This window comes from Peribacillus sp. GL_122 (genome assembly GCF_057835005.1).
Genome location: NZ_CM174415.1, coordinates 5,427,792 through 5,448,391, shown reverse-complemented (window position 1 = coordinate 5,448,391; position 20,600 = coordinate 5,427,792). Strand labels below are relative to the sequence as shown.

At 42.2% G+C, this 20,600-nt stretch carries 18 protein-coding genes and 1 riboswitch; of the genes, 13 read left to right on the top strand and 5 right to left on the bottom strand.

From position 1 onward, the window contains the following. Window positions 1-2 precede the first annotated feature (2 nt). Both hpf and AC3ISB_RS26560 read left to right on the top strand, forming a co-directional pair. Entirely contained in the window at window positions 3-560 is a 558-nt protein-coding gene (gene hpf, locus AC3ISB_RS26565) for a ribosome hibernation-promoting factor, HPF/YfiA family (protein WP_098371577.1), read from the top strand. A gap of 631 nt (window positions 561-1,191) precedes the next feature. Further along, window positions 1,192-1,277, top strand: a riboswitch (cyclic di-GMP riboswitch). A gap of 31 nt (window positions 1,278-1,308) precedes the next feature. After that, on the top strand, window positions 1,309-1,449 hold the full coding sequence (locus AC3ISB_RS26560; RefSeq protein ID WP_286178586.1) for an anti-repressor SinI family protein: 141 nt from the start codon (window positions 1,309-1,311) through the stop codon (window positions 1,447-1,449). A gap of 149 nt (window positions 1,450-1,598) precedes the next feature. Here AC3ISB_RS26560 and AC3ISB_RS26555 read toward each other — a convergent pair whose 3' ends face one another. Beyond that, complete coding sequence (locus AC3ISB_RS26555; RefSeq protein ID WP_063233922.1) at window positions 1,599-1,922, bottom strand: helix-turn-helix domain-containing protein; 324 nt, start codon at window positions 1,920-1,922, stop codon at window positions 1,599-1,601. 415 nt (window positions 1,923-2,337) lie between these two features. Here AC3ISB_RS26555 and secA point away from each other — a divergent pair, with 415 nt between their 5' ends. The 9 genes from secA to AC3ISB_RS26510 all read left to right on the top strand — a co-directional run bounded on the left by secA (window position 2,338) and on the right by AC3ISB_RS26510 (window position 13,855). Continuing rightward, window positions 2,338-4,851, top strand: a complete 2,514-nt coding sequence (gene secA, locus AC3ISB_RS26550) for a preprotein translocase subunit SecA (protein ID WP_489275028.1) — start codon at window positions 2,338-2,340, stop codon at window positions 4,849-4,851. 170 nt (window positions 4,852-5,021) lie between these two features. Beyond that, a protein-coding gene (gene prfB, locus AC3ISB_RS26545) for a peptide chain release factor 2 (protein WP_286178587.1) occupies window positions 5,022-6,120 on the top strand; the annotation gives its coding sequence in 2 pieces (ribosomal slippage) (window positions 5,022-5,084 and window positions 5,086-6,120; 1,098 coding nt in all). Between the two features lie 204 nt (window positions 6,121-6,324). After that, window positions 6,325-7,140 carry a YitT family protein gene (locus AC3ISB_RS26540; RefSeq protein ID WP_480339391.1) on the top strand — a complete coding sequence of 272 codons (816 nt, stop codon included), beginning with the start codon at window positions 6,325-6,327 and terminating at the stop codon, window positions 7,138-7,140. A 49-nt stretch (window positions 7,141-7,189) separates the two neighbouring features. Continuing rightward, window positions 7,190-7,531, top strand: coding sequence for a cytochrome c551 (gene cccB / locus AC3ISB_RS26535; protein WP_076368274.1), 342 nt, complete (start codon window positions 7,190-7,192; stop codon window positions 7,529-7,531). A 294-nt stretch (window positions 7,532-7,825) separates the two neighbouring features. Next, window positions 7,826-8,512 (top strand): cell division ATP-binding protein FtsE, encoded by a 687-nt coding sequence (gene ftsE, locus AC3ISB_RS26530; RefSeq protein WP_076368273.1) that lies wholly within the window; start codon window positions 7,826-7,828, stop codon window positions 8,510-8,512. After that, complete coding sequence (ftsX, locus tag AC3ISB_RS26525; RefSeq protein ID WP_489275026.1) at window positions 8,502-9,395, top strand: permease-like cell division protein FtsX; 894 nt, start codon at window positions 8,502-8,504, stop codon at window positions 9,393-9,395. The genes ftsE and ftsX overlap by 11 nt, the downstream gene beginning before the upstream one ends. Window positions 9,396-9,486: 91 nt before the next feature. Further along, window positions 9,487-10,881 (top strand): murein hydrolase activator EnvC family protein, encoded by a 1,395-nt coding sequence (locus AC3ISB_RS26520; RefSeq protein ID WP_489275025.1) that lies wholly within the window; start codon window positions 9,487-9,489, stop codon window positions 10,879-10,881. Between the two features lie 141 nt (window positions 10,882-11,022). Continuing rightward, complete coding sequence (locus AC3ISB_RS26515; protein WP_489275023.1) at window positions 11,023-12,447, top strand: S41 family peptidase; 1,425 nt, start codon at window positions 11,023-11,025, stop codon at window positions 12,445-12,447. 214 nt (window positions 12,448-12,661) lie between these two features. Beyond that, complete coding sequence (locus tag AC3ISB_RS26510; RefSeq protein ID WP_489275021.1) at window positions 12,662-13,855, top strand: PDZ domain-containing protein; 1,194 nt, start codon at window positions 12,662-12,664, stop codon at window positions 13,853-13,855. Window positions 13,856-13,962: 107 nt separating this feature from the next. Here AC3ISB_RS26510 and AC3ISB_RS26505 read toward each other — a convergent pair whose 3' ends face one another. Both AC3ISB_RS26505 and AC3ISB_RS26500 read right to left on the bottom strand, forming a co-directional pair. Next, window positions 13,963-14,952: an ABC transporter substrate-binding protein gene (locus tag AC3ISB_RS26505; RefSeq protein ID WP_141992805.1), complete on the bottom strand. Its 990-nt coding sequence runs from the start codon at window positions 14,950-14,952 to the stop codon at window positions 13,963-13,965. Then, the gene (locus AC3ISB_RS26500) at window positions 14,945-15,073 is read right to left on the bottom strand and encodes a hypothetical protein (RefSeq protein WP_339201110.1); all 129 of its coding nucleotides are present in this window, start codon (window positions 15,071-15,073) and stop codon (window positions 14,945-14,947) included. Before AC3ISB_RS26500 ends, AC3ISB_RS26505 begins: the two co-directional genes overlap by 8 nt. A 59-nt stretch (window positions 15,074-15,132) precedes the next feature. Here AC3ISB_RS26500 and AC3ISB_RS26495 point away from each other — a divergent pair, with 59 nt between their 5' ends. Next, on the top strand, window positions 15,133-16,137 hold the full coding sequence (locus AC3ISB_RS26495; RefSeq protein WP_098371568.1) for a FecCD family ABC transporter permease: 1,005 nt from the start codon (window positions 15,133-15,135) through the stop codon (window positions 16,135-16,137). Further along, the gene (locus tag AC3ISB_RS26490; protein WP_098371567.1) at window positions 16,134-17,189 is read left to right on the top strand and encodes a FecCD family ABC transporter permease; all 1,056 of its coding nucleotides are present in this window, start codon (window positions 16,134-16,136) and stop codon (window positions 17,187-17,189) included. The genes AC3ISB_RS26495 and AC3ISB_RS26490 overlap by 4 nt, the downstream gene beginning before the upstream one ends. Before the next feature lie 56 nt (window positions 17,190-17,245). Here AC3ISB_RS26490 and AC3ISB_RS26485 read toward each other — a convergent pair whose 3' ends face one another. Continuing rightward, the gene (locus AC3ISB_RS26485) at window positions 17,246-17,779 is read right to left on the bottom strand and encodes a YceI family protein (protein WP_098371566.1); all 534 of its coding nucleotides are present in this window, start codon (window positions 17,777-17,779) and stop codon (window positions 17,246-17,248) included. A gap of 439 nt (window positions 17,780-18,218) precedes the next feature. Beyond that, window positions 18,219-20,441 (bottom strand): MMPL family transporter, encoded by a 2,223-nt coding sequence (locus AC3ISB_RS26480; protein ID WP_489275020.1) that lies wholly within the window; start codon window positions 20,439-20,441, stop codon window positions 18,219-18,221. Window positions 20,442-20,600 lie beyond the last annotated feature (159 nt).

The following is a 20,600-nucleotide window of genomic DNA, read 5'->3' as shown; positions in this document are numbered from 1 at the left end:
TTATGAATTACAACGTACGCGGTGAAAACATTGAGGTAACTCCAGCAATTCGAGAATACGTCGAAAAGAAAATTGGCAAGTTAGAACGATATTTTAACAATACACCAGATGCAAATGTGTTAGTGAATTTAAAAGTGAACAATAATACATCTAAGGTCGAAGTGACGATTCCTATGCAGAATTTGGTTCTTCGCGCTGAAGAGGAAAATGCGGATATGTATGCTGCCATTGACTTGATCAATGATAAGCTTGAACGCCAAATTCGTAAACATAAAACGAAGGTCAACCGTAAGTTCCGGAACAATCTATCGACGACACCCGATGCATTCGCCTTCAATACGGATGTTGACGAAGTGGTGGATGAATTCGAAGACGATAATGATATTGAAGTGGTTCGCAATAAGCGCTTTGATTTAAAGCCGATGGACAGTGAAGAAGCGATTTTACAAATGAATATGCTTGGTCACAGTTTCTTCGTTTACACGAATGCGGATACTAATACAACAAACGTAGTGTACCGCCGAAAAGATGGGCGCTATGGATTGATTGAACCTAGTTAACTATTAATCTAAGATCAAAAGCACAACCCAGCCTCTGGGTTGTGCTTTTTTAATAGAATTCGTTGGCTGTTGGATTTAAAATTTTGTTCTCTAAAACATCGAAAAGTTCATTTAAAAGAACAAAAAAGTTCTTCATTAAGATAAATAGTCGGTTTTACCTTTTTAAACACCCCTAACTTTTGCACTATATTCGAATTGTTAGTTCTTTAAAAAGAACAACTAGTTATTTATAAAAAACAATTTGATTAAGGTGCAGAGGGATTGGATAATATGTATCAAAAGAATTGCCATACATGCCATAGGGCTTCTTTTAGCAGTGCGGAATATGGAAGGTGGCTTTGCCCGACCTGCGGTGAGGATTTAACTGCGCAAAAAGCCCTCGATGCACTTATAATTGAGAGAATCAATACACCCCAACGAAATATTAAGAGAAGCAATATTCACTATTATACAAAAAAGCGAAATTGAATTAGTCCATGATAAATTACCTGCACTATGAATTTTCTTAATTTTGTAATATTTTGTCGGATAAAAGTTTTTGCTTTTATGTGGATTACCGACATAAAATAGCAATATATGGAGTATGTATCCGTTATAATATGATTATAGGCATTGTATTTGGTAATAAGTACCACGACAAAGGCAAACTTATTGAAAGATTAGGGCGCAAAGGCACAGGTCTAAGGTCCTTGTGACTATGATGGCTGGTCTGCCTGAAATACAAAGAGTATTTTAGGAGGTAGAAGAGGTGGCTAATGTGGCAATGGATCAAGAATGGGTGAAATTGATTTCAGAAGCAAGGAGCTTGGGTTTCAAAAAAGAGGAGATCAGTGCTTTTTTGAAAAGGGAAAGCCTTGAGGTATCTTTTGAGGAGAACGATGGAAAATAGGTTTCGAACAAGATCGAGAACATCCCTATAAACAGTGGTTCGATTCATTAGCTGTTTATAGGGTTTATTTCTCCTTTAGATTCTGGAAAATCTAGCTTATTCAAACTGTATTCTTCAGGATTATGTAGGTAAACTAGTGCACTACCACTCTACTCTTCTTTATCTTTTCTCCATTTATTAAACTCGATGAATTCCCTGAATTGTTGTTTTGAAACACCTGAATTCATGGCTTCCTCAACGATTTTCATCCAGTCAGTGTCCAAGGTTTCCTTATTTGGTGCATCATAAAGCAGGGCATCAACAGGAATGTTAAGTACGGCGGAGATTTTTTCAAGAAATTGAATAGAAGGATTCGTTTGTAAGTTCCGCTCGAGCGAACTTAAATAAGACTTTGCCACACCCGCTTTATCGGCAAGTTCAGTCATCGACATTTTCTTTTCTTCTCGCAGTTTTTTTACACGTTCACCAATCATCAATACCACCTCGAAACATGTTCTATTTATCTTCCGCTATTTAGTTTCAGTAGCCCACCTTATCATTCAAAACATGACGCCTGTATGGTTGGATTACCTTGACATACTATCGCTAGAAGGACATAACACCTAATGGAAGGTTATGGATAATTCTCATTTACATATGGAATAGTGGGGAGTTTGCAACATATTTTTTATACTTCCTTCTATTTTAACAGTTTTACTCCTCATTTATCCATTGTTTTTCGCAAGAATTGAATTCAGGTCTATACCAGGTAAGTGACATGAAGTTGTACCTCTAGAATAGAAGTGGTAAAATTAAGCGTGCATTAGTAATAATAGAAGTTGTGTTTCTTCTTACTTATATGAATTTAGTCATTGAACGATCATTACCATAATAGAGGAGCGTTATTGAATGCTTAATATATTAAATAAAGTTTTTGATCCGAATAAGCGAGAAATCAAACGTTTAGAAAAAATCGCCGATCAGGTCGAAGCATTGGCTGATGAGACGGCTGCGTTATCGGATGAACAGTTGCGTGCCAAAACGGTTGAGTTTAAAGAGCGTTATCAAAATGGGGAAACCGTTGATGATTTGCTTGTCGAGGCTTTTGCGGTTGCGCGTGAAGGTGCAAAGCGTGCTCTGGGCTTATATCCTTACCGTGTTCAAATCATGGGTGGGGCATCCCTTCATGATGGAAATATCTCCGAGATGAAAACAGGGGAAGGTAAAACCTTAACATCCACCATGCCTGTTTATTTAAACGCGCTTACCGGTAAAGGTGTACATGTTGTTACTGTCAATGAATACTTGGCACACCGTGATGCCACCGAGATGGGTGTATTGTATGATTTTCTTGGTTTGACCGTCGGATTGAATTTGAACAGTCATTCTAAAGAAGAAAAGCAGGCGGCGTACAATGCGGATATTACGTACAGTACGAATAATGAGTTAGGTTTTGATTACCTTCGTGACAATATGGTGTTATATAAAGAACAAATGGTACAGCGCCCGCTGCACTTTGCTGTCATTGATGAGGTCGATTCGATTTTGATCGATGAGGCGAGAACGCCATTGATCATTTCCGGTTCCGCACAAAAATCGGCTCAGCTTTATATCCAGGCCAATGCGTTTGTGAGAACCTTAAAAAAAGAAACGGACTACACATATGATGAAAAGACAAAAGGGGTTCAGCTGACGGAAGATGGGATGAACCGAGCTGAAAAAGCGTTTAATATCGATAATTTGTTCGATATTAATCACGTTACTTTGAATCATCATATCAATCAGGCGTTAAAGGCGCATGTTTCCATGCATTTGGATGTGGATTATGTGGTCCAGGAAGGCGAGATAGTCATCGTTGACCAATTCACTGGCCGTTTGATGAAAGGCCGTCGTTACAGTGAAGGTCTCCACCAGGCGATCGAAGCGAAAGAAGGACTTGAAATTCAAAATGAAAGCATGACTCTTGCGACGATTACATTCCAGAACTATTTCAGGATGTATGAAAAACTTTCAGGTATGACCGGTACAGCCAAAACGGAAGAAGAGGAATTCCGCAATATTTATAATATGAATGTCATTGCGATCCCGACAAACAGGAATATCATTAGGGATGACAGGGCAGATCTTATATACGCGACAACCGATGGGAAATTCAAGGCTGTTGTGGAAGACATCGCCGAGCGTTATAAAAAGGGTCAGCCTGTGCTTGTCGGTACGGTTGCCATCGAAACATCTGAAGTCATATCCGCCTATTTATCAAAAAAAGGAATCCCTCACGATGTTTTGAATGCCAAGAACCATGAGCGTGAAGCGGAAATCATTGCGAATGCAGGTAATCAAGGCTCAGTTACGATTGCTACGAACATGGCAGGGCGCGGTACGGATATCAAGCTTGGTGAAGGAGTCAAGGAGCTTGGAGGCCTTGCTGTCATCGGCACGGAACGTCATGAAAGCAGGCGTATTGATAACCAGCTGCGTGGTCGGTCCGGCCGTCAGGGAGACCCGGGGGTCACTCAATTCTATTTATCAATGGAAGATGAATTGATGCGCCGCTTCGGTTCGGATAACATGAAAAACATGATGGCACGCCTTGGAATGGATGATTCTCAGCCAATCCAAAGTAAAATGGTGACAAGGGCCGTTGAATCCGCACAGAAACGGGTCGAAGGCAATAACTTTGATTCACGTAAGCAATTACTGCAGTATGATGATGTTCTCCGTCAACAACGGGAAATTATATATAAACAGCGTTTCGATGTCATGGAAAGTGAAAACTTACGTGAAATCGTCGAAACGATGATTACGGCATCCATCCAGCGAAATGTTGTAGCCTTTGCACCAATGGGTGATGAGGAAGGCTGGAATTTACAAGGCCTTGTGGATTACCTGAATGGTAACCTATTTAATGAAGGTTCAATCACTATAGCTGATTTGGAAGGAAAAAATGAAACGGAATTGGTTGAGTTCATTTTAGCAAAAGTGAAAGAGGGCTATGATCAAAAAGAAGAAGAGCTATCCGAAGAACAAATGCGTGAGTTCGAAAAAGTAATCGTTCTTCGTGCAGTCGATAGTAAGTGGATGGACCATATTGATGCAATGGAGCAATTGCGCCAAGGGATCCACCTTCGTGCTTATGGCCAGATCGATCCGTTACGTGAATATCAATCTGAAGGTTTCGCAATGTTTGAAGCCATGATTGCTTCAATGGAAGATGAAGTCGCCAAATACATCATGAAGGCTGAAATCCGCAACAATTTGGAGCGTAAGGAAGTCATAAAAGGACAAGCGGTCAATCCGAAGGAAGAAGACGGGGGAAAAGTGAAAAAAGCCCCTGCCCGTAAAAAGGAAGACGTTGGCCGAAACGCGTTATGCCCATGCGGCAGCGGTAAAAAATATAAGAATTGCCATGGTAATTTAGGCTAAAGTTAGGTGTATAATGATTATGGGACGGTTAAGTGTGAGGCTTGCCGCCTCTTTTCATGTTTAGTTTGCATAAAGCAATATATTTGCATATAGTTTGAAGAGGTTTATTTGTAATGAAGCGAATCCCTCTTCAGGGATTTTTTTTAACATACTTAATGAGGTGAAGAGAAATGGAATTAGCAGAAATAAGAAATGAACTTGAACGGACAGCGCAACGATTAACGGACTTTAGGGGGTCTCTTTGACTTAGATGAAAAAGAGGCACGAATCGCACAGCTTGAAAATGAGATGACACATCCCGATTTTTGGAATGATCAGCAAAAAGCACAAAATGTCATCAATGAAACGAATGCTTTGAAAGAACAAGTCAATCAATTGTCCGATCTGAATGAATCATATGAAAATCTGGATTTGACATATGAATTAGTGAAAGAGGAGAATGATCAAGAACTTTTGGCTGAGCTGGAAGAAGAAATCACGATTCTTTCACAAAAGATGAATGACTTTGAACTTCAACTTTTACTAAGTGAAGAATATGACTCGAAAAATGCCATTCTTGAACTGCATCCTGGTGCAGGCGGAACGGAGTCCCAGGATTGGGGTTCCATGCTGCTTCGTATGTATACAAGATGGGGTGAAAAAAGAGGATTTAAAGTGGAAACCCTTGACTACCTTCCAGGTGATGAAGCTGGAATCAAGAGTGTCACTTTAATTTTCAAAGGCCATAACGCCTATGGTTATTTGAAAGCGGAAAAAGGGGTCCACCGTCTTGTCCGGATTTCTCCTTTCGATTCCTCAGGGAGACGCCATACTTCATTCGTTTCATGTGAAGTCATGCCGGAATTCGATGATACGATCAATATAGAAGTACGCACGGAAGATTTGAAAATCGATACGTACCGTGCAAGTGGTGCAGGTGGTCAGCATATCAATACAACGGACTCCGCAGTCCGGATCACCCATTTACCTACGAACACAGTGGTAACGTGCCAAAACGAGAGATCTCAAATCAAAAACAAGGCCCAGGCCATGAATATGCTGAAAGCCAAATTGTATCAACGTGAAATTGAACAGCAACAAGCGGAATTGGATGAAATCCGTGGTGAGCAAAAGGAAATTGGCTGGGGCAGCCAAATTCGTTCTTATGTTTTCCACCCGTATTCCATGGTTAAAGATCACCGTACCAGTGCGGAGACCGGAAACTTGGGAGCGGTCATGGATGGGGATATCGATATGTTCATTGATGCGTACTTGCGTTCAAAATTATAAGATCAGCCAGTCGGACCGGTATCCCCGGTCCGGCTTTTTTTTATGATTGCCTTTTTAACGAATCTTCTGGCTGACATTTACAGGATGGAAAAGGGATGCTCTACCTCGTTCGGCCAATACTAGATAATAATGATGGTTCGAGGAGACTTATGCAAAATGAAGAAAAGATACCGGGAGCAGAAGCACCCTTTAATTCAAAAGTTAATGGAGTATGGATTGGTGATTGTCGGTTCGGCCATAATTGCCATTGGTTTTAATGTATTCTTACTGCCAAACCAGGTTGCATCTGGCGGGGTCAGCGGGATTAGCACGATTCTCGATTCAACTCTCGGTTGGGAGCCGGCTTATGTACTTTGGGGTTTTAATATCCCTTTGTTCATTGCGGGGCTTATTATCCTTGGAAGACATTTCGGAGCCAAGAGCCTGATTGGAACCTTGTTTCTGCCTTTAGTGGTATTTCTGACAAAGGATTGGGATGCATGGACGAATGATGCATTGCTTGGTTCGATTTGCGGGGGGATGATGGTCGGACTTGGGCTGGGGATCGTCTTTCGCGGGAAGGGTTCCACAGGGGGGACCGATTTGGCGGCACAGATTTTCCATAAGTATACCCATCTGTCATTGGGGACCTGTGTGGCTGTCATTGATGGAATCATCGTTTTAAGTGCTGCCATCGTTTTTGATATTGAAAAAGGGCTTTATGCATTAATAGGGCTATATGTGACAAGCAAGACGATCGACCTCGTCCAGATTGGATTGAACCATTCGAAGATGTCTTTAATTATCACGAATAAAGAAATGGAAGTAAGGGATGCTATCATACATGAGCTGGACCGGGGTATAACAGGCATATCCGGGTATGGCGGCTATACGGATGATACTCGTCCAATTTTGATGTGCGTAATAGACCAGTCGGAATTCACCAAATTGAAACAATTGGTGAAACTCGTTGACCCTAAAGCGTTTGTAATTGTAATGGACGCATCGGAGGTACTTGGGGAGGGTTTTAAACTGGATTGAAATTGGTATAATGTTCTTGTGCTGGTATAAATCAGAGGGGGTAAATTCAATGAAAGTGAAATGGTTAGCCTTAGTTTTGGGTACTTCTTTGGCCTTGGCTGCATGCGGCGGGAACGATGATGCTGCAGATAAAGAGCCTGCAAGTGAAAATAATGAAACGACTACGGCAGGTGCCGGTGATGCCGCTAAAATTTATGAAAACAAATGTTCAAGCTGTCATGCAGTGAATCTTGAAGGCGGCGTGGGACCGAATTTAACGAAGGTCGGTTCTAAGCTTTCGAAAGAAGACATCGAAAAAGTCATAGCGAATGGCCAAGGTGGAATGCCAAAAGGTATAATCCAGGGCAAGGAAGCGAGCATGGTCGCTGAATGGCTTGCTGGACATAAGTAATGATAGACGAAACGTCCTGCCTTAGCAGGACGTTTCATTTAGCCTCCTTAAAAACCTCGAAACAACTCACATTTAATCCCCTATCAAGCAATCAAATCCTGGAATTATTACATAGATGTTGATATATGTCTAACTGAAATGAAACTGTAATATTTTTTATGCTTAATTTGACAAAATATGATGTTATAATGTTTCTGTGCTCAAGTAAGAGAGATTCCTGTCAGATTTCAGTGAAAATTGTCGAAAAAGCTGTTGGTACATATTGATAATCCAAGCAAATTAGGTGGTTTTAGAATGATAGAAATGATAGATGTGAAAAAGACATATCCAAATGGCGTAATTGCCATTAATGGAATCAATGTGAAAATAAAGGCAGGCGAGTTCGTTTATGTAGTGGGTCCGAGCGGTGCCGGAAAATCGACCTTCATCAAAATGATGTATAGGGAAGAAAAGCCTACAAGCGGTAATATCTTGGTCAATGGCCTTAGCCTGCCAAGTATCCGCAATTCGAAAGTTCCTCTATTCCGCCGTAATATCGGTATGGTATTCCAAGATTTTAAACTCCTTCAAACATTCACTGCATATGAAAATGTTGCTTTTGCCATGGAAGTTATTGAAAAGGAACCAGAAGAAATCAAAAAGAGAGTCATGGAAGTTCTCGATCTGGTTGGCATTAAACATAAAGCGAGGATGCTTCCTTCAGAGTTATCCGGTGGGGAGCAGCAAAGGGTTGCAATAGCCCGTTCGATCGTCAATGACCCTAAGGTAGTCATAGCCGACGAGCCTACAGGTAATCTTGATCCCGAAACATCATGGGAAATCATGAACATATTTGAAGAAATTAATAAACGCGGAACTACGCTTGTCATGGCCACTCATAATAGGGACATCGTCAACAATATTAAACGACGTGTCATTGCCATTGAAAGTGGAAAAATAGTACGCGATGAACATCGAGGTGATTACGGATATGAAATTTAGAACATTGCTCCGTCACTTCCGTGAAAGTTTTAAAAATATTGGCCGTAATGGATGGATGACGTTTGCTTCAGTCAGTGCAGTAACGGTCACTCTAACATTGGTTGGCGTCTTTTTAGTGCTCATGATGAATTTAAATCATATCGCGGGAAATGTGGAGAAAGATGTCGAAGTTCGGGCACATATTGATAATGCGGCGAATGATGACGATATAAAAGCTATCGGTAAGCAAATTACGGAGATGAACGGCATTGAATCAGTGATTTTCTCTCCAAAAGATGAAGAGCTTACTAATTTAATAGATGATTTAGGAGATAATGGTGATGCTTTTAAACCATTTGAACAAGATAACCCATTAAGGGACGTTTATGTCATCAAAACGAAATCCCCGCAAGATGTCATCAAGGTGGCAAAAAAGATCGAAGGTTTGGAGTATATCCAAAGTGTTAAATATGGACAAGGCTACGTCGAGAAACTATTCAGCTTTGTTAATATTGCTAGAAACATAGGAATCGTACTTATTGTAGGCTTACTATTTACTGCAATGTTCCTGATTTCGAATACGATTAAAATTACCATTGTAGCCAGAAGAAAAGAAATTGAGATCATGAGGTTGGTAGGGGCGACGAATACGTTCATCCGTTGGCCATTCTTCTTGGAGGGTCTCTGGTTGGGAATCCTCGGTTCCATCATTCCGATAGGTCTGATAGCAGTATTCTACTACAATCTATATAAATATGCAGCACCGCAAATCACGTTCAAATTCATAGATTTCCTGCCTGCAAATCCATTTATTTATCAAGTTTCGGCCATCCTCATCGTAATTGGTGCCGTTATCGGGATATGGGGCAGCTTGATGTCCGTCAGGAAGTTCTTGAAAGTATAAAAGTGTATCTTTACTCGAAAGCCAAAAGAAGCCAGACATAGAGAGACGTTACAAGGCGTGGATGTAACGGGTTGAAAGGGGAAATGAAACGTTGAAAAAAAATATCATTGCCATGAATGCCTCCATCATGATCGGGTTGGGAAGCATTCTAGCGGCACCTTCGGTTTATGCTGAGTCGATTTCGAATTTAGAAAAACAGAAAGAATCCATCCAGGATAAACGTTCGGGTGTTGAATCGAATATTTCCGAAACGGAAAAGAAAATCGATAACCTGCAGGATAAGCAAATGACAGCAGAAGATCAAATTGCTACCATTGAAGCGAAAATTGCCGAGTCTGCAAAAAAGATCGATGCTAAAAATGCTGAAATTACTCAAACGAAAAAAGAGATCGAGGCATTGAAAGAAGAGATTAAAGTATTAAAAGAGCGGATCGCCAAACGTAATGAAGTTTTGAAGGAAAGGGCCCTTTCTTTCCAAGAGACTGGCGGGGACGTGAACTACCTTGAAGTATTATTCGGATCATCCAGTTTTGGGGATTTAGTTGACCGTGTCGGAGCTGTAGCGACAATCGCTGAAGCCGACCGCGATATTTTAAAGCAGCATGAGCTGGATAAAAAGGATCTGGAAGAAAAGCAAAAAGCCGTAGAAACGAAGCTAGCCAGTTTAGAAGTGGCAAAAGCTGAACTATTGGAAATTCAAAAGCAGCAAAAACAGCAGAAGCAAGAAAAGGATGCTTTGGTTAAGAAATTAAAGCAACAAACTAAAAAGCATGAAGACGAGAAGATGGGTCTAGAGGAAGAGAAAGCGAATCTTGCCGCCCAAGAAAAAGCGATCAAATCAGCCATCAGCTTAGAGCATCAACGTCTTGCTGAATTGGAAGCAGCTCGTAAAAAAGCGGCAGCTGAAGCGAAAAAACGTGCAGAGCAAGAAGCTGCGCAAGCGGCAGCACAAGCAGCTTCTCAAGCATCACAGGCAACCGATACAAAAAAACAATCCACTTCTTCAGGATATAGTGCAAAAAGCAACAGCTCATCATCATCATCTTCACAATCTTCGTCTAATGTAAGTCAAGCGCCAGCTGTATCATCTGGTACTTTCACTAGACCTAGTGCAGGATATGTATCTTCAACAATGGGTGAACGTTGGAATAAACAGCATGCCGGCATCGATATAGCTGCTAGCGGAACGGTTCCAGTTGTAGCGGCAGCCGACGGAGTCGTAAGCCGTTCTTACTTCTCAAGTACATACGGTAACGTCGTCTTCGTTACCCATTCAATCGGCGGTCAGCAATGGACTACTGTGTATGCACACTTAAGTTCTAGACAAGTAGGCGAAGGTGCTGTAGTTGCCAAAGGTCAACAAGTTGGCATCATGGGTAACACAGGACATTCCTTCGGTCAGCATTTACACTTTGAGCTACATAAAGGCCCATGGAATTATAGCAAGTCAAATGCTGTTAATCCATTAAACTATATAAATATTTAATACCCAATATATCAATGGAAAAACAGACAAGGATAAATTCCTTGTCTGTTTTTTTGTGTGGGGTCACCATTTTCTATAAGCATATTCTTTCCATTCCCTTCATATAGTGAAATACATATCAGGTCAGAAATGGGGATAAATATGGTCAAAAAATGGGTACTTCCTCTAGCAATCATCATGTCACTAGCCGTTGGAGCAGTGGGGGGCATATATTGGACAAGCCTTCCGGCCAAGAATGAAGCAATGGATGAAAGCCAAGAAATATCAAAGGATAAGGAATGGGCAAAAGTTGAACAAGCCTACGGTTTGATCGTAAGCCAGTATGTGGAACAGGTGGACGGTTCCAAACTGGTCGAGGGTGCCATCCAAGGCATGCTGTCAGCGTTGAAAGATCCTTATTCCGTATATATGGACAAGGAGACCGCTAAGCAATTCAATGAAACCCTGGACTCCTCTTTTGAAGGGATTGGGACTGAAATCGGAATGGAAGATGGTAAAGTCATCATTGTTTCTCCTTACAAAGATTCTCCTGCTGAAAAAGCAGGATTAAAGCCGAAAGATCAAATCCTTAAGGTGAATGGCGAGAGTGTGGAAGGTTTCGATCTGTATGAGACACGCCTGAAAATCCGTGGCGAAAAAGGATCACCCGTCAAAATGGAAATAAAGCGGGCCGGGGTGGACAATCCGCTAGAATTCAATATGGTGCGTGCCGAAATCCCGTTGGATACCGTATTTTCATCAATTAAGGAAGTCACCGGAGAACAAATCGGTTATATCGAGTTGACCACATTCTCGGAAAATACTGCGACTGATTTCAAAAAGCAGTTGAAGGAGCTGGAAAAGCAGGGAATCAAGGGCTTGGTCATAGATGTACGCGGCAATCCAGGCGGTCTTCTTTCCAGTGTGGAAATGATTCTTGGCGAGTTTATCACGAAAGACAAACCCTATTTGCAAATTGCGGAAAGAACGGGGGAAACACAATCGTTTTTTACAAGCCTTAAGAAAGCGAAAGATTATCCCATTGCCGTCTTGACGGATAAAGGCAGCGCCTCAGCCTCGGAAATCCTGGCTGGCGCGATGCAAGAGGCGGGAGACTATCCATTGGTCGGTGAGAAGACCTTCGGGAAAGGTACAGTACAGCAAGCTGTACCAATGGGTGATGGCAGTAAGATTAAACTTACGTTATATAAGTGGCTGACGCCTTCAGGGAACTGGATCCATAAAAAAGGGATCGAACCGACAATCAAAGTGAAACAACCGGAGTATTTTGATGCACATCAGCTGGCCGTTGAGAAGGTGTTGCAGCGGGATATGAATGATGAACAAATCCAGTATGCCCAAAGCATTCTGAAAGGACTTGGATTTGAACCGGGTCGTGAGGATGGATATTATGATTGGAGTACAGAAATCGCAGTAAAGGCATTCCAAAAACAATTTGGCCTGGATGTGACTGGTAAACTGGACGCTAAAACCGCAGCACATCTGGAATCCGCCATTCTGGATAAGATCCAGGATGAAGATAATGATATTCAGTTACGCACGGCTTTGAATTATTTAGTGAAATAAATTGATCGCACCGTTCCCCTTGGAGCGGTGCCTCTTTTGCATTTGATCGAGCCCCGCCTGCGAACATGAAGGCAGTATAGGGGAAACTTAAGATAAAGCTACTTTTTCTGCATCTTAATAGGCATGAAGGTTACATTTTTGATAGAATAGGAGGTAACTGACCAGAACGAAATTTGACAAAATTTTGATTACTTTTGAGGATGGTGGAAAGAAATTGACAACGGATTGGCTGACTGCATGCTTAATGGGATTAGGAAAACTCTTCCTTCATCCTTTGCTTTATGTTTCGATTGCCTATTGTTTATTCATCGGCTATCTTCGCGTTAAACGGGAACGCCATGATTTCAATACGAAGATTTACAGTTTTTCCATGGAGCTGCGTTCCATGTTACCTCAAGGATTGATATGGGGATTGATCCTTTCCTTCGTCACGCTGGCTACTGGACTAGCCATTCCTTTGGCGGCTCTGTTCATCATGGCAGTGGTTACGGTTTTGTCCATGCTATCCATGAAAAAGAGGTTTGTTTCCCCCGTTTACACAGTGGGACTCACCTTCTTGATCCTTTTCTTTTTATATGATAGTGATATCCAGCTGACTTTATTTCAGGATGCCTTTAATCAGCTGGATCGGTCCGTATATCCGACACTTGTTATTTTGATAGGGTTATTCCTCATTGCTGAAGGGTTTTTGATTGCTGGCAATGGAAGTGAAAAGGTCTCTCCTCAGTTGGAGGTATCCAAGAGGGGGCAGCCGATAGGTGTGTATGTTTCACAGCGAATCTGGCTAATTCCCATGTTCGTTATGATTCCTGGAGGACAACTTCCAGTGCCTTTCGAATGGTATCCGGTTTTTTCAATCGGGGACATGTCCATATCGCCGATCGTATTGCCCATTTTAATCGGCTTTAAGCAAAAAGTTCATGGGACGCTTCCGGAACTGGCCATTAGGGCGCAAGGCAAAAAGGTAGGAGCATTGGGTATTGTGATTACGATATTGGCGGTAGTTGGTTACTGGTACCCACCATTGGCAATCATAACGGCTGTTTTAGCAATCCTTGGTCGTGAATTCCTGCACTATACCCAAAAGGCAATGGATCAAAAGCTTCGTTTTTATTTTTCGAAAAGTAAGCTGGGTGTCCAGATCTTAGGCGTTATCCCTCAATCTCCGGCAGATAAAATGGGCTTGCAAAAAGGCGAGGTCATTTCGAAAATAAATGGGGTCGTCGTCAGGGAAGAAGAAGAGTTATACAGGGCGCTCCAAATAAACCGGGCACATTGCAAGCTTGAGGTCATCGATAATAATGAACAGATACGTTTTGTGCAAAGAGCTCTTTTTGACGGGGAGCATTACGAATTGGGCATCTTGTTCGTAGATGATCAATTAAAGGAAAGCGGACAAGTGGGTTAAAGTCACAAATGACACAGCAGCAGTTCGCATGAATGTAAAATAAAACGGCCTTTCTCGAATTCTATATCGAGAAAGGCCGTTTTCAGTAGGATCGCAATCCTAATTTATTACTTTTCAAGCATGATCTTTTCTATATCATCCAGCATTTTATTAGCTGCAATTACCCCGCCAGCTGTATTCCAAGTAGCGTCGCTAACCTCATAAGCTTTTCCATTTTTAACTGCATCAAGGTTTTTCCAAAGTGGATCATTAGTCCATTCTTTTGCTGTGCTTAGGGCCTGTTTGTCCCCTTCAGGAGCGTACGTGAAGTAGAAGAGAATATCTCCATCCATTTTAGGGATGACTTCTTTCCCAACCTCAATGGCAAGGTTACCTAATTTATTGTCTGCAGTGAAAAGTTCCTTCTGTTGTTCTGCACGTTTAAATCCTAATTGATCGAAAATCACTCCAGAGAATGAATCTGTGTAATAAATACGAGTAGTTCCAGCCATGAAACGAACAATGGAAACTTCTTGATTTACTTTATCACCCAATTTAGCTTTAAGATCTTCTGTGTGTTTATCGAATTCTGCAATTACGTCGTTCCCTTTATCTTCAAGGTTAACGGCTTTTGCATATAGTTTAAAATTTTCTTTCCAATCTCCTCTAAGCGTTTCCGAAAAGACGGTAGGGGCGATTGCACTTAATTTATCATATACAGCCTCTTGGCGTATCTTGCTTCCGATAATCAAGTCAGGCTTCAGTGATGCGATTTTTTCTAAGTTAACTTCATGTTCAACCCCAACAACTTCGACCCCATCCATATCATCTTTAATATGGTCGTACCAAGGGTCACCAAGCCATGATTGAACGGCACCAACAGGTTTAATTCCTAAAGCAAGCAATGCCTCAGTACCTTCATTTGTTAAAACGACCACTCTTTTAGGCGTTTCTTTCAACTCGGTAGTGCCCATGGCATGCTCAATTGTGTAACTTTTATCTTCTTTCTTGTCTTCAGCTTTATTTCCATCGGCTTTATCATCCGAATTCCCGCAAGCTGCTAGAAGGAAGACTGCAAATATTGTAAAAATCGTTAATAATGACTTAAATCTAAACATCTATGTATCCCTCCCAATTTTTCAGCAAATGATAATCATTCGCACTTAACAGCATCATCATAAAATGAATATACTTTTCTGTCAATATATAAATGAAAATGATTCTCAAATTCGTTGACATAATCCCATTACCACCAGTAAAATATTACTATACAAACGTGATTGGAAAGGTAACTGGATATGTTATTAAAATATACATGGCAGAAATGGATGGGGCTGTTCATTACCATTATTTTGCTGCTGTTTTTACTGTGCTCAAGCATTGTATACGGTTATACAGATACAACATGGAAAATGGCCATCGATGCTTTTACCCATTTCAATGGGACCAATGAACACATTGTCATTCAATCAGTAAGACTTCCGCGTGCCCTGATCGCTTCGGCAATTGGTGCAAGTTTAGCCATCTCGGGGGTTTTGATGCAAACGCTAACTAAAAACCCCCTGGCCTCTCCAGATATATTCGGGGTCAACGCCGGGGCGGGATTGGCGGTTGTCACTGGGGTCACCGTTTTTGGGATAAGCAATCTTCAAGTATTCACATGGCTGTCATTCATAGGGGCGGCCATAGCCGCGATAAGCATATATATGATTGGAAGCATGGGACGCGGCGGCTTGACACCGATGAAGCTGACATTGGCTGGTGCAGCTATGACGGCCATGGTAGCTTCACTTACACAAGGTCTTCTTGTTTCTAATGAGGCACTATTAGATCAAGTTTTGTTCTGGCTTGCTGGATCGGTTTCCGGCAGAAGTTTAGACAATTTAATTGCCGTCCTGCCTTATCTTGTCGTAGGTTGGGGCCTTGCCTTGATCATGTCCGGTAAAATGAATGTGTTATCAATGGGTGAAGATGTTGCAAAAGGCCTTGGACTGAATATAGTTTTCCTTAAACTGGTCCTGGGGCTGGCAATCATACTGCTCGCTGGCGGATCAGTGGCGGTTGCGGGTCCGATTGGCTTTATAGGAATCGTCGTTCCGCATCTTACCCGTTCTATAGTTGGCATCGATCATCGCTGGTTGATTCCGTTCTCTGGACTTTTCGGGGCGGTGCTTTTGATTGCAGCCGACGTCATATCCAGGTATATCCTGATGCCTCGAGAAGTTCCTGTTGGAGTCATGACAGCCATAATCGGGACCCCATTCTTTATTTACATAGCTAGAAAGGGGTTCAGCGGCCGATGAAGTCATATAAGAGCTTTCGTTTATTTAATGAAAAAATATCATTCTTGATGGATAAAAAAGCTATGATCGTGATTTTCATATTATTTTTAGTCACTTCACTAGTGTTTGTGATCAGTACTGGAGTGGGTGAAATGAATATAAATCCGTTAAGTGTCCTCCAGGTCTTTATCGGAGGGGGGACGGAGAGCGATCGGCTTATTATCCAATCTTTCCGCCTGCCTAGAATAATTGTTGCCCTGTTGGTAGGGATGGGCCTTGCAGTAGCAGGAGGGATCCTTCAAGGGATGATTCGAAATCCGCTTGCTTCGCCGGATATCTTGGGGATAACAGGAGGAGCGACTGTAGCGGTCGTTGGATTCCTGGCCATTTTTAGCGATAAGAATCATTCTTTAACGGTGAGCATCAATTGGCTGCCGTTAGCTGCATTCATTGGGGCGACGGTCGTGGCCTTTCTTGTTTATTCTTTAGCCTGGAAAAATGGAGTTCCCCCGATAAGGCTTGTGTTGATCGGGATTGGGGTGATGGCTTTAATGAAGGCACTCACTACGATGATGATGATTCTTGGCCCAGTCTATCAAGCGAGCCAGGCCAACCTTTGGATCACGGGGTCAGTGTCTAACTCCACCTGGAATAATATCGCTGTACTGGCACCATGGACGATTCTATTCCTGTTAATAGCCTTCCTGTATGCCAGGAATATTAATTTACAGGAGCTAGGCGATGACCTTGCAACGGGGCTTGGGGGACATGTCCAAAAACAGCGGTTTGCATTATTGATGATCAGCACGGCCTTGATTGGTGGTTCCACGGCATTTGCCGGCGGAATAGGATTTGTGGGATTAATGGCACCCCACATGGCCAGAAGGCTGGTTGGCTCGAGTTTTGGAGTGTTACTGCCCACTTCAGCTTTGCTTGGTGGCATCCTGGTTATGGTGGCGGATTTAATTGGACGGACCTTATTCTCACCTTTGGAAATACCGGCTGGTGTCTTCACAGCGAGCATCGGGGCACCATACTTCATTTATTTACTATATAAAACGAGGAATTCGTAAATCCGATAAATGTAGAAAGCAGCAGTCATCCTAGGGATGGCTGCTGCTTCTTTTCATTAAGCTTCTTTAGCTGCTTCGATTTCAATGGTAAGCGTGATTTGATCGCCGATCAGTACGCCGCCTGTTTCTAATGCCGCGTTATAGGTTAGCCCATAATCACTGCGTTTGACTTTCCCTTTTCCGCTAAATCCAGCTTTTTCATTTCCCCATGGATCTTTCCCTTGGCCTTCGAAGGTGATGCTGAAAGTTTCTTCTTGTGTGATTCCATTAAGAGTCACATTTCCGGTTACATCGTATTCATCTTCATCCGTCTTCACGATTTTTGTTGATTTGAATGTTAAAGTAGGATTGTTTTCTACATCAAAGAAGTCAGCGGAACGCAAGTGATTATCCCGGTCTGCATTGCGTGTGTCAATACTGGCCACATCAACGGTAAAATCGATTTCTGCAGTTGTTAGATCCAATGGGTTTGCTAGAATGCTTGCATCGAACTTATTAAAACTTCCTTTTACTTTTGCGATCATCATATGTTTTACGGAAAATTCAATAGCACTGTGAGTCGGGTCGACTGTCCATTTTGTATTTGTCATGTTTATTCCTCCTGATTATTAATCTTGAATTTATATATCTTTAATTTGAGATATCTTAACTTAATGCAATTATAAGAGGTGGAAGCAATAGTGTCAACTGAAAGTTTTCCTTAATTTTGAAAACATGAAAAACCCTGTGCATTTTATTGGGCACAGGGTTTTCAGACTGTAGACAAACTCGATGAAAATCAAGTTTGTCTCAGTTTTTATGAAGGTTTATAAAACCTCGAACGTCGATTTCCACTCCAGGCACTCGCTTTCCGCGGGCGGTCCGGGAGCCTCCTCGGCGCGCTTTTCCCGCAGGAGTCTCGCACCTTCCGTTCCAATCAACTTTGTTTTAAAATTTTAGGTAAAACCCCTTTGTCTACAAACTCAAACCCTGTGCATTTATGGAGCACAGGGTTTTCTCTTAGAAAGGAGAATAAAGCTGACACCTTAATTAATTGACATGTTCTTTCTCTTCTTGATTAGTCACTTTACTCGGCCAAAAAGCACGGCGGCCAAGTAGGGCGGTGATTGCAGGAACAAGGAACGGGCGCACAATGAATGTGTCCATTAACACACCAAGAGCAGTAATGAGCCCGAATTGAACCAATACTTGAATCGGAAGTGTGGCTAGAACGGAAAAAGTCGCTGCCAAGATTATTCCGGCCGAAGTGATGACACCGCTTGTTTCGGCAACGCCCTTTCTGATGGCCTGCTGGATTGGCATCGTTTCTTTCTTACGCCAAATGCTTGAAACCATGAAAATGTTATAATCCTCTCCAAGCGCAACCAGGAATACGAAAGAATAAAGTGGAATTGTTCCCTCTATGGCATCGACACCCATGAAATAGTGCAGGATTATCCAACCTAAGCCCATTGCTGCAAAGAATGAGAGAATTACTGTCCCCATTAAATACACCATGGCTGACACAGATCGCAAGTAGGCTAAGAGGAGCAGGGAAATCAGGACGATGATGATCGGGATGATCATGAACTCATCGGATTTTACGGTATCCTTTTTATCGAATTGCGTCGCAGTTTGCCCGCCAATCCAAACCTTTTCGTCAACGGAAGATATATTGGCGGCCTTCAATTCTTTCTCCGCCATTGTGCGGATTTCCGGAATGGAATCAATGGCCTCGATAGCATATGGGTTCAAGTTGAATGTGACCTCATAGGATTGCAGATCTTTATTGGATTTACTTGTGACTGGATCGGAAACACTTTCAACAATATTCATCCTCTCTAATGCCGGCGCTAAATCGATATCTTCACCATCCGTATCGATAACCACTGTGGCTGGTGCCAGTTCGCCCGGTGAGTACGAGTCGGAAATAACAGAATAGCCTTCACGGGAGTTCATATCTTCAGGGAAGGAAGAGAGAATATCATATGAATATTTTATTTGTGAAGAATATCCAGCTAAAACACTGAAGATGATCAGGCATGTAAGAATGACAGTCCATGGCTTGGTCGTGACGATATGACCAAGCCATTTACCGATGCGGCCATCTTTATGCTTTTTGACGGCTTTTCCCTTTTTCTTAGCCCGTGCTTCTTCCATTTCAGGAGTACGCGGAACGATCGGGAAGAAGGAAGCCCTTCCGAATACAGAAAGCAATGCCGGTACAAGTGTTAAAGCTGCCAGCATCATGATTAAAATGGACAAGCTGAATGGTACAGCGAAACGGTGGTAGGCTCCGTATTTGGCTACAAGCAATGTTAGCAGGGAGATGACGATCGTAAGTCCGCTCATCGCAATGGCGCCTGATGAATCTTTAAATGCGGCGATCATGGCTTTCCGTTTGCTTTCATGATTCCTTAATTCACTTCTGTAGTGAGAAATTAAAAATAGACAATAATCCGTTCCGGCACCGAATAATAATACGGTCATTATTGAAATTGCCTGTGAATCGACTGTAATCCAACCATGGTCTGCCATGAATCCAAGAATAGGGCTCGTGACAATATAGGCGAAGCCTACTCCGATTAGAGGAATGATGGCTAAAAGCGGGGAGCGGTAAATGAGTAATAAGACGACAAGTACAAGTATTACTGTCGCTAATAGTAATTTGAAATCAGCACCTGAAAATAAACCGGTTGCATCGACGGATATCCCTACAGGGCCTGTCACTCGAAGGGATAATTCATCTGAATCTGTCGGGACCTTGAATGGGTCCGATCCAATGCGTTCCGATACTTGCTCATTAATGCTTTCAAGATTTTTTTCGAGAATTTCAGTCTCGGTCTTTTCTTTAAAGAAAAGCGGCTGTACGAAAGTCGTTCCATCTTCTGAAACCGATCCTTGAAGAGCAGGCAACGGAATTTCATGAAGCGGCGGTAAAAAAGATTGCTGTGTCAATGGGTTATCTGTCAGTTCTTTGGAAAGGTACTGGATTTCAGCCAAGTCGGCCTCTGTCAGTCCACTTTCCCGATGCCATGTAAGGAGGGCAGGTAATCCAGAGGATTTTGGAAACTCTTCTTTAATAAGTTCATCAGCCATGACAGAAGGTGAGTCTTCGGGCAAGTCTGCGGCATTATTTGCTGTTCGATCATTTACGGCAGGCAATGTGAAGGTTAATGCGATTGCTGCAATTATCCATACAGCAATGACAACCCAACGACCGGTTTTTCCAGTCATCATCCTGCTAAGTCTTCCTAAAATTGATTCGGCCAATGAAGGCACCCCGCTTTTTGAATTTTTTATCCTTAGTTCATTATAATGGAGCGCTGTTGTCATATACAAAAATGGGTATGCTTCCTCCATGTTTCTACTAAATGCTTCAAAGCTTTCTTATCATTATATGATTTACACCAGTTGTTAATGGCATAAACA

What these genes read in the sequence shown, in the direction of transcription:
- hpf (WP_098371577.1), top strand. Translation starts at nt 3, where the DNA reads ATGAATTACAACGTACGCGGTGAAAACATTGAGGTAACTCCAGCAATT.
- AC3ISB_RS26555 (WP_063233922.1), bottom strand. Translation starts at nt 1,922, where the DNA reads ATGATTGGTGAACGTGTAAAAAAACTGCGAGAAGAAAAGAAAATGTCG.
- secA (WP_489275028.1), top strand. Translation starts at nt 2,338, where the DNA reads ATGCTTAATATATTAAATAAAGTTTTTGATCCGAATAAGCGAGAAATC.
- AC3ISB_RS26540 (WP_480339391.1), top strand. Translation starts at nt 6,325, where the DNA reads ATGGAGTATGGATTGGTGATTGTCGGTTCGGCCATAATTGCCATTGGT.
- cccB (WP_076368274.1), top strand. Translation starts at nt 7,190, where the DNA reads ATGAAAGTGAAATGGTTAGCCTTAGTTTTGGGTACTTCTTTGGCCTTG.
- ftsE (WP_076368273.1), top strand. Translation starts at nt 7,826, where the DNA reads ATGATAGAAATGATAGATGTGAAAAAGACATATCCAAATGGCGTAATT.
- ftsX (WP_489275026.1), top strand. Translation starts at nt 8,502, where the DNA reads ATGAAATTTAGAACATTGCTCCGTCACTTCCGTGAAAGTTTTAAAAAT.
- AC3ISB_RS26515 (WP_489275023.1), top strand. Translation starts at nt 11,023, where the DNA reads ATGGTCAAAAAATGGGTACTTCCTCTAGCAATCATCATGTCACTAGCC.
- AC3ISB_RS26505 (WP_141992805.1), bottom strand. Translation starts at nt 14,952, where the DNA reads ATGTTTAGATTTAAGTCATTATTAACGATTTTTACAATATTTGCAGTC.
- AC3ISB_RS26500 (WP_339201110.1), bottom strand. Translation starts at nt 15,073, where the DNA reads ATGTCAACGAATTTGAGAATCATTTTCATTTATATATTGACAGAAAAG.
- AC3ISB_RS26495 (WP_098371568.1), top strand. Translation starts at nt 15,133, where the DNA reads ATGTTATTAAAATATACATGGCAGAAATGGATGGGGCTGTTCATTACC.
- AC3ISB_RS26490 (WP_098371567.1), top strand. Translation starts at nt 16,134, where the DNA reads ATGAAGTCATATAAGAGCTTTCGTTTATTTAATGAAAAAATATCATTC.
- AC3ISB_RS26485 (WP_098371566.1), bottom strand. Translation starts at nt 17,779, where the DNA reads ATGACAAATACAAAATGGACAGTCGACCCGACTCACAGTGCTATTGAA.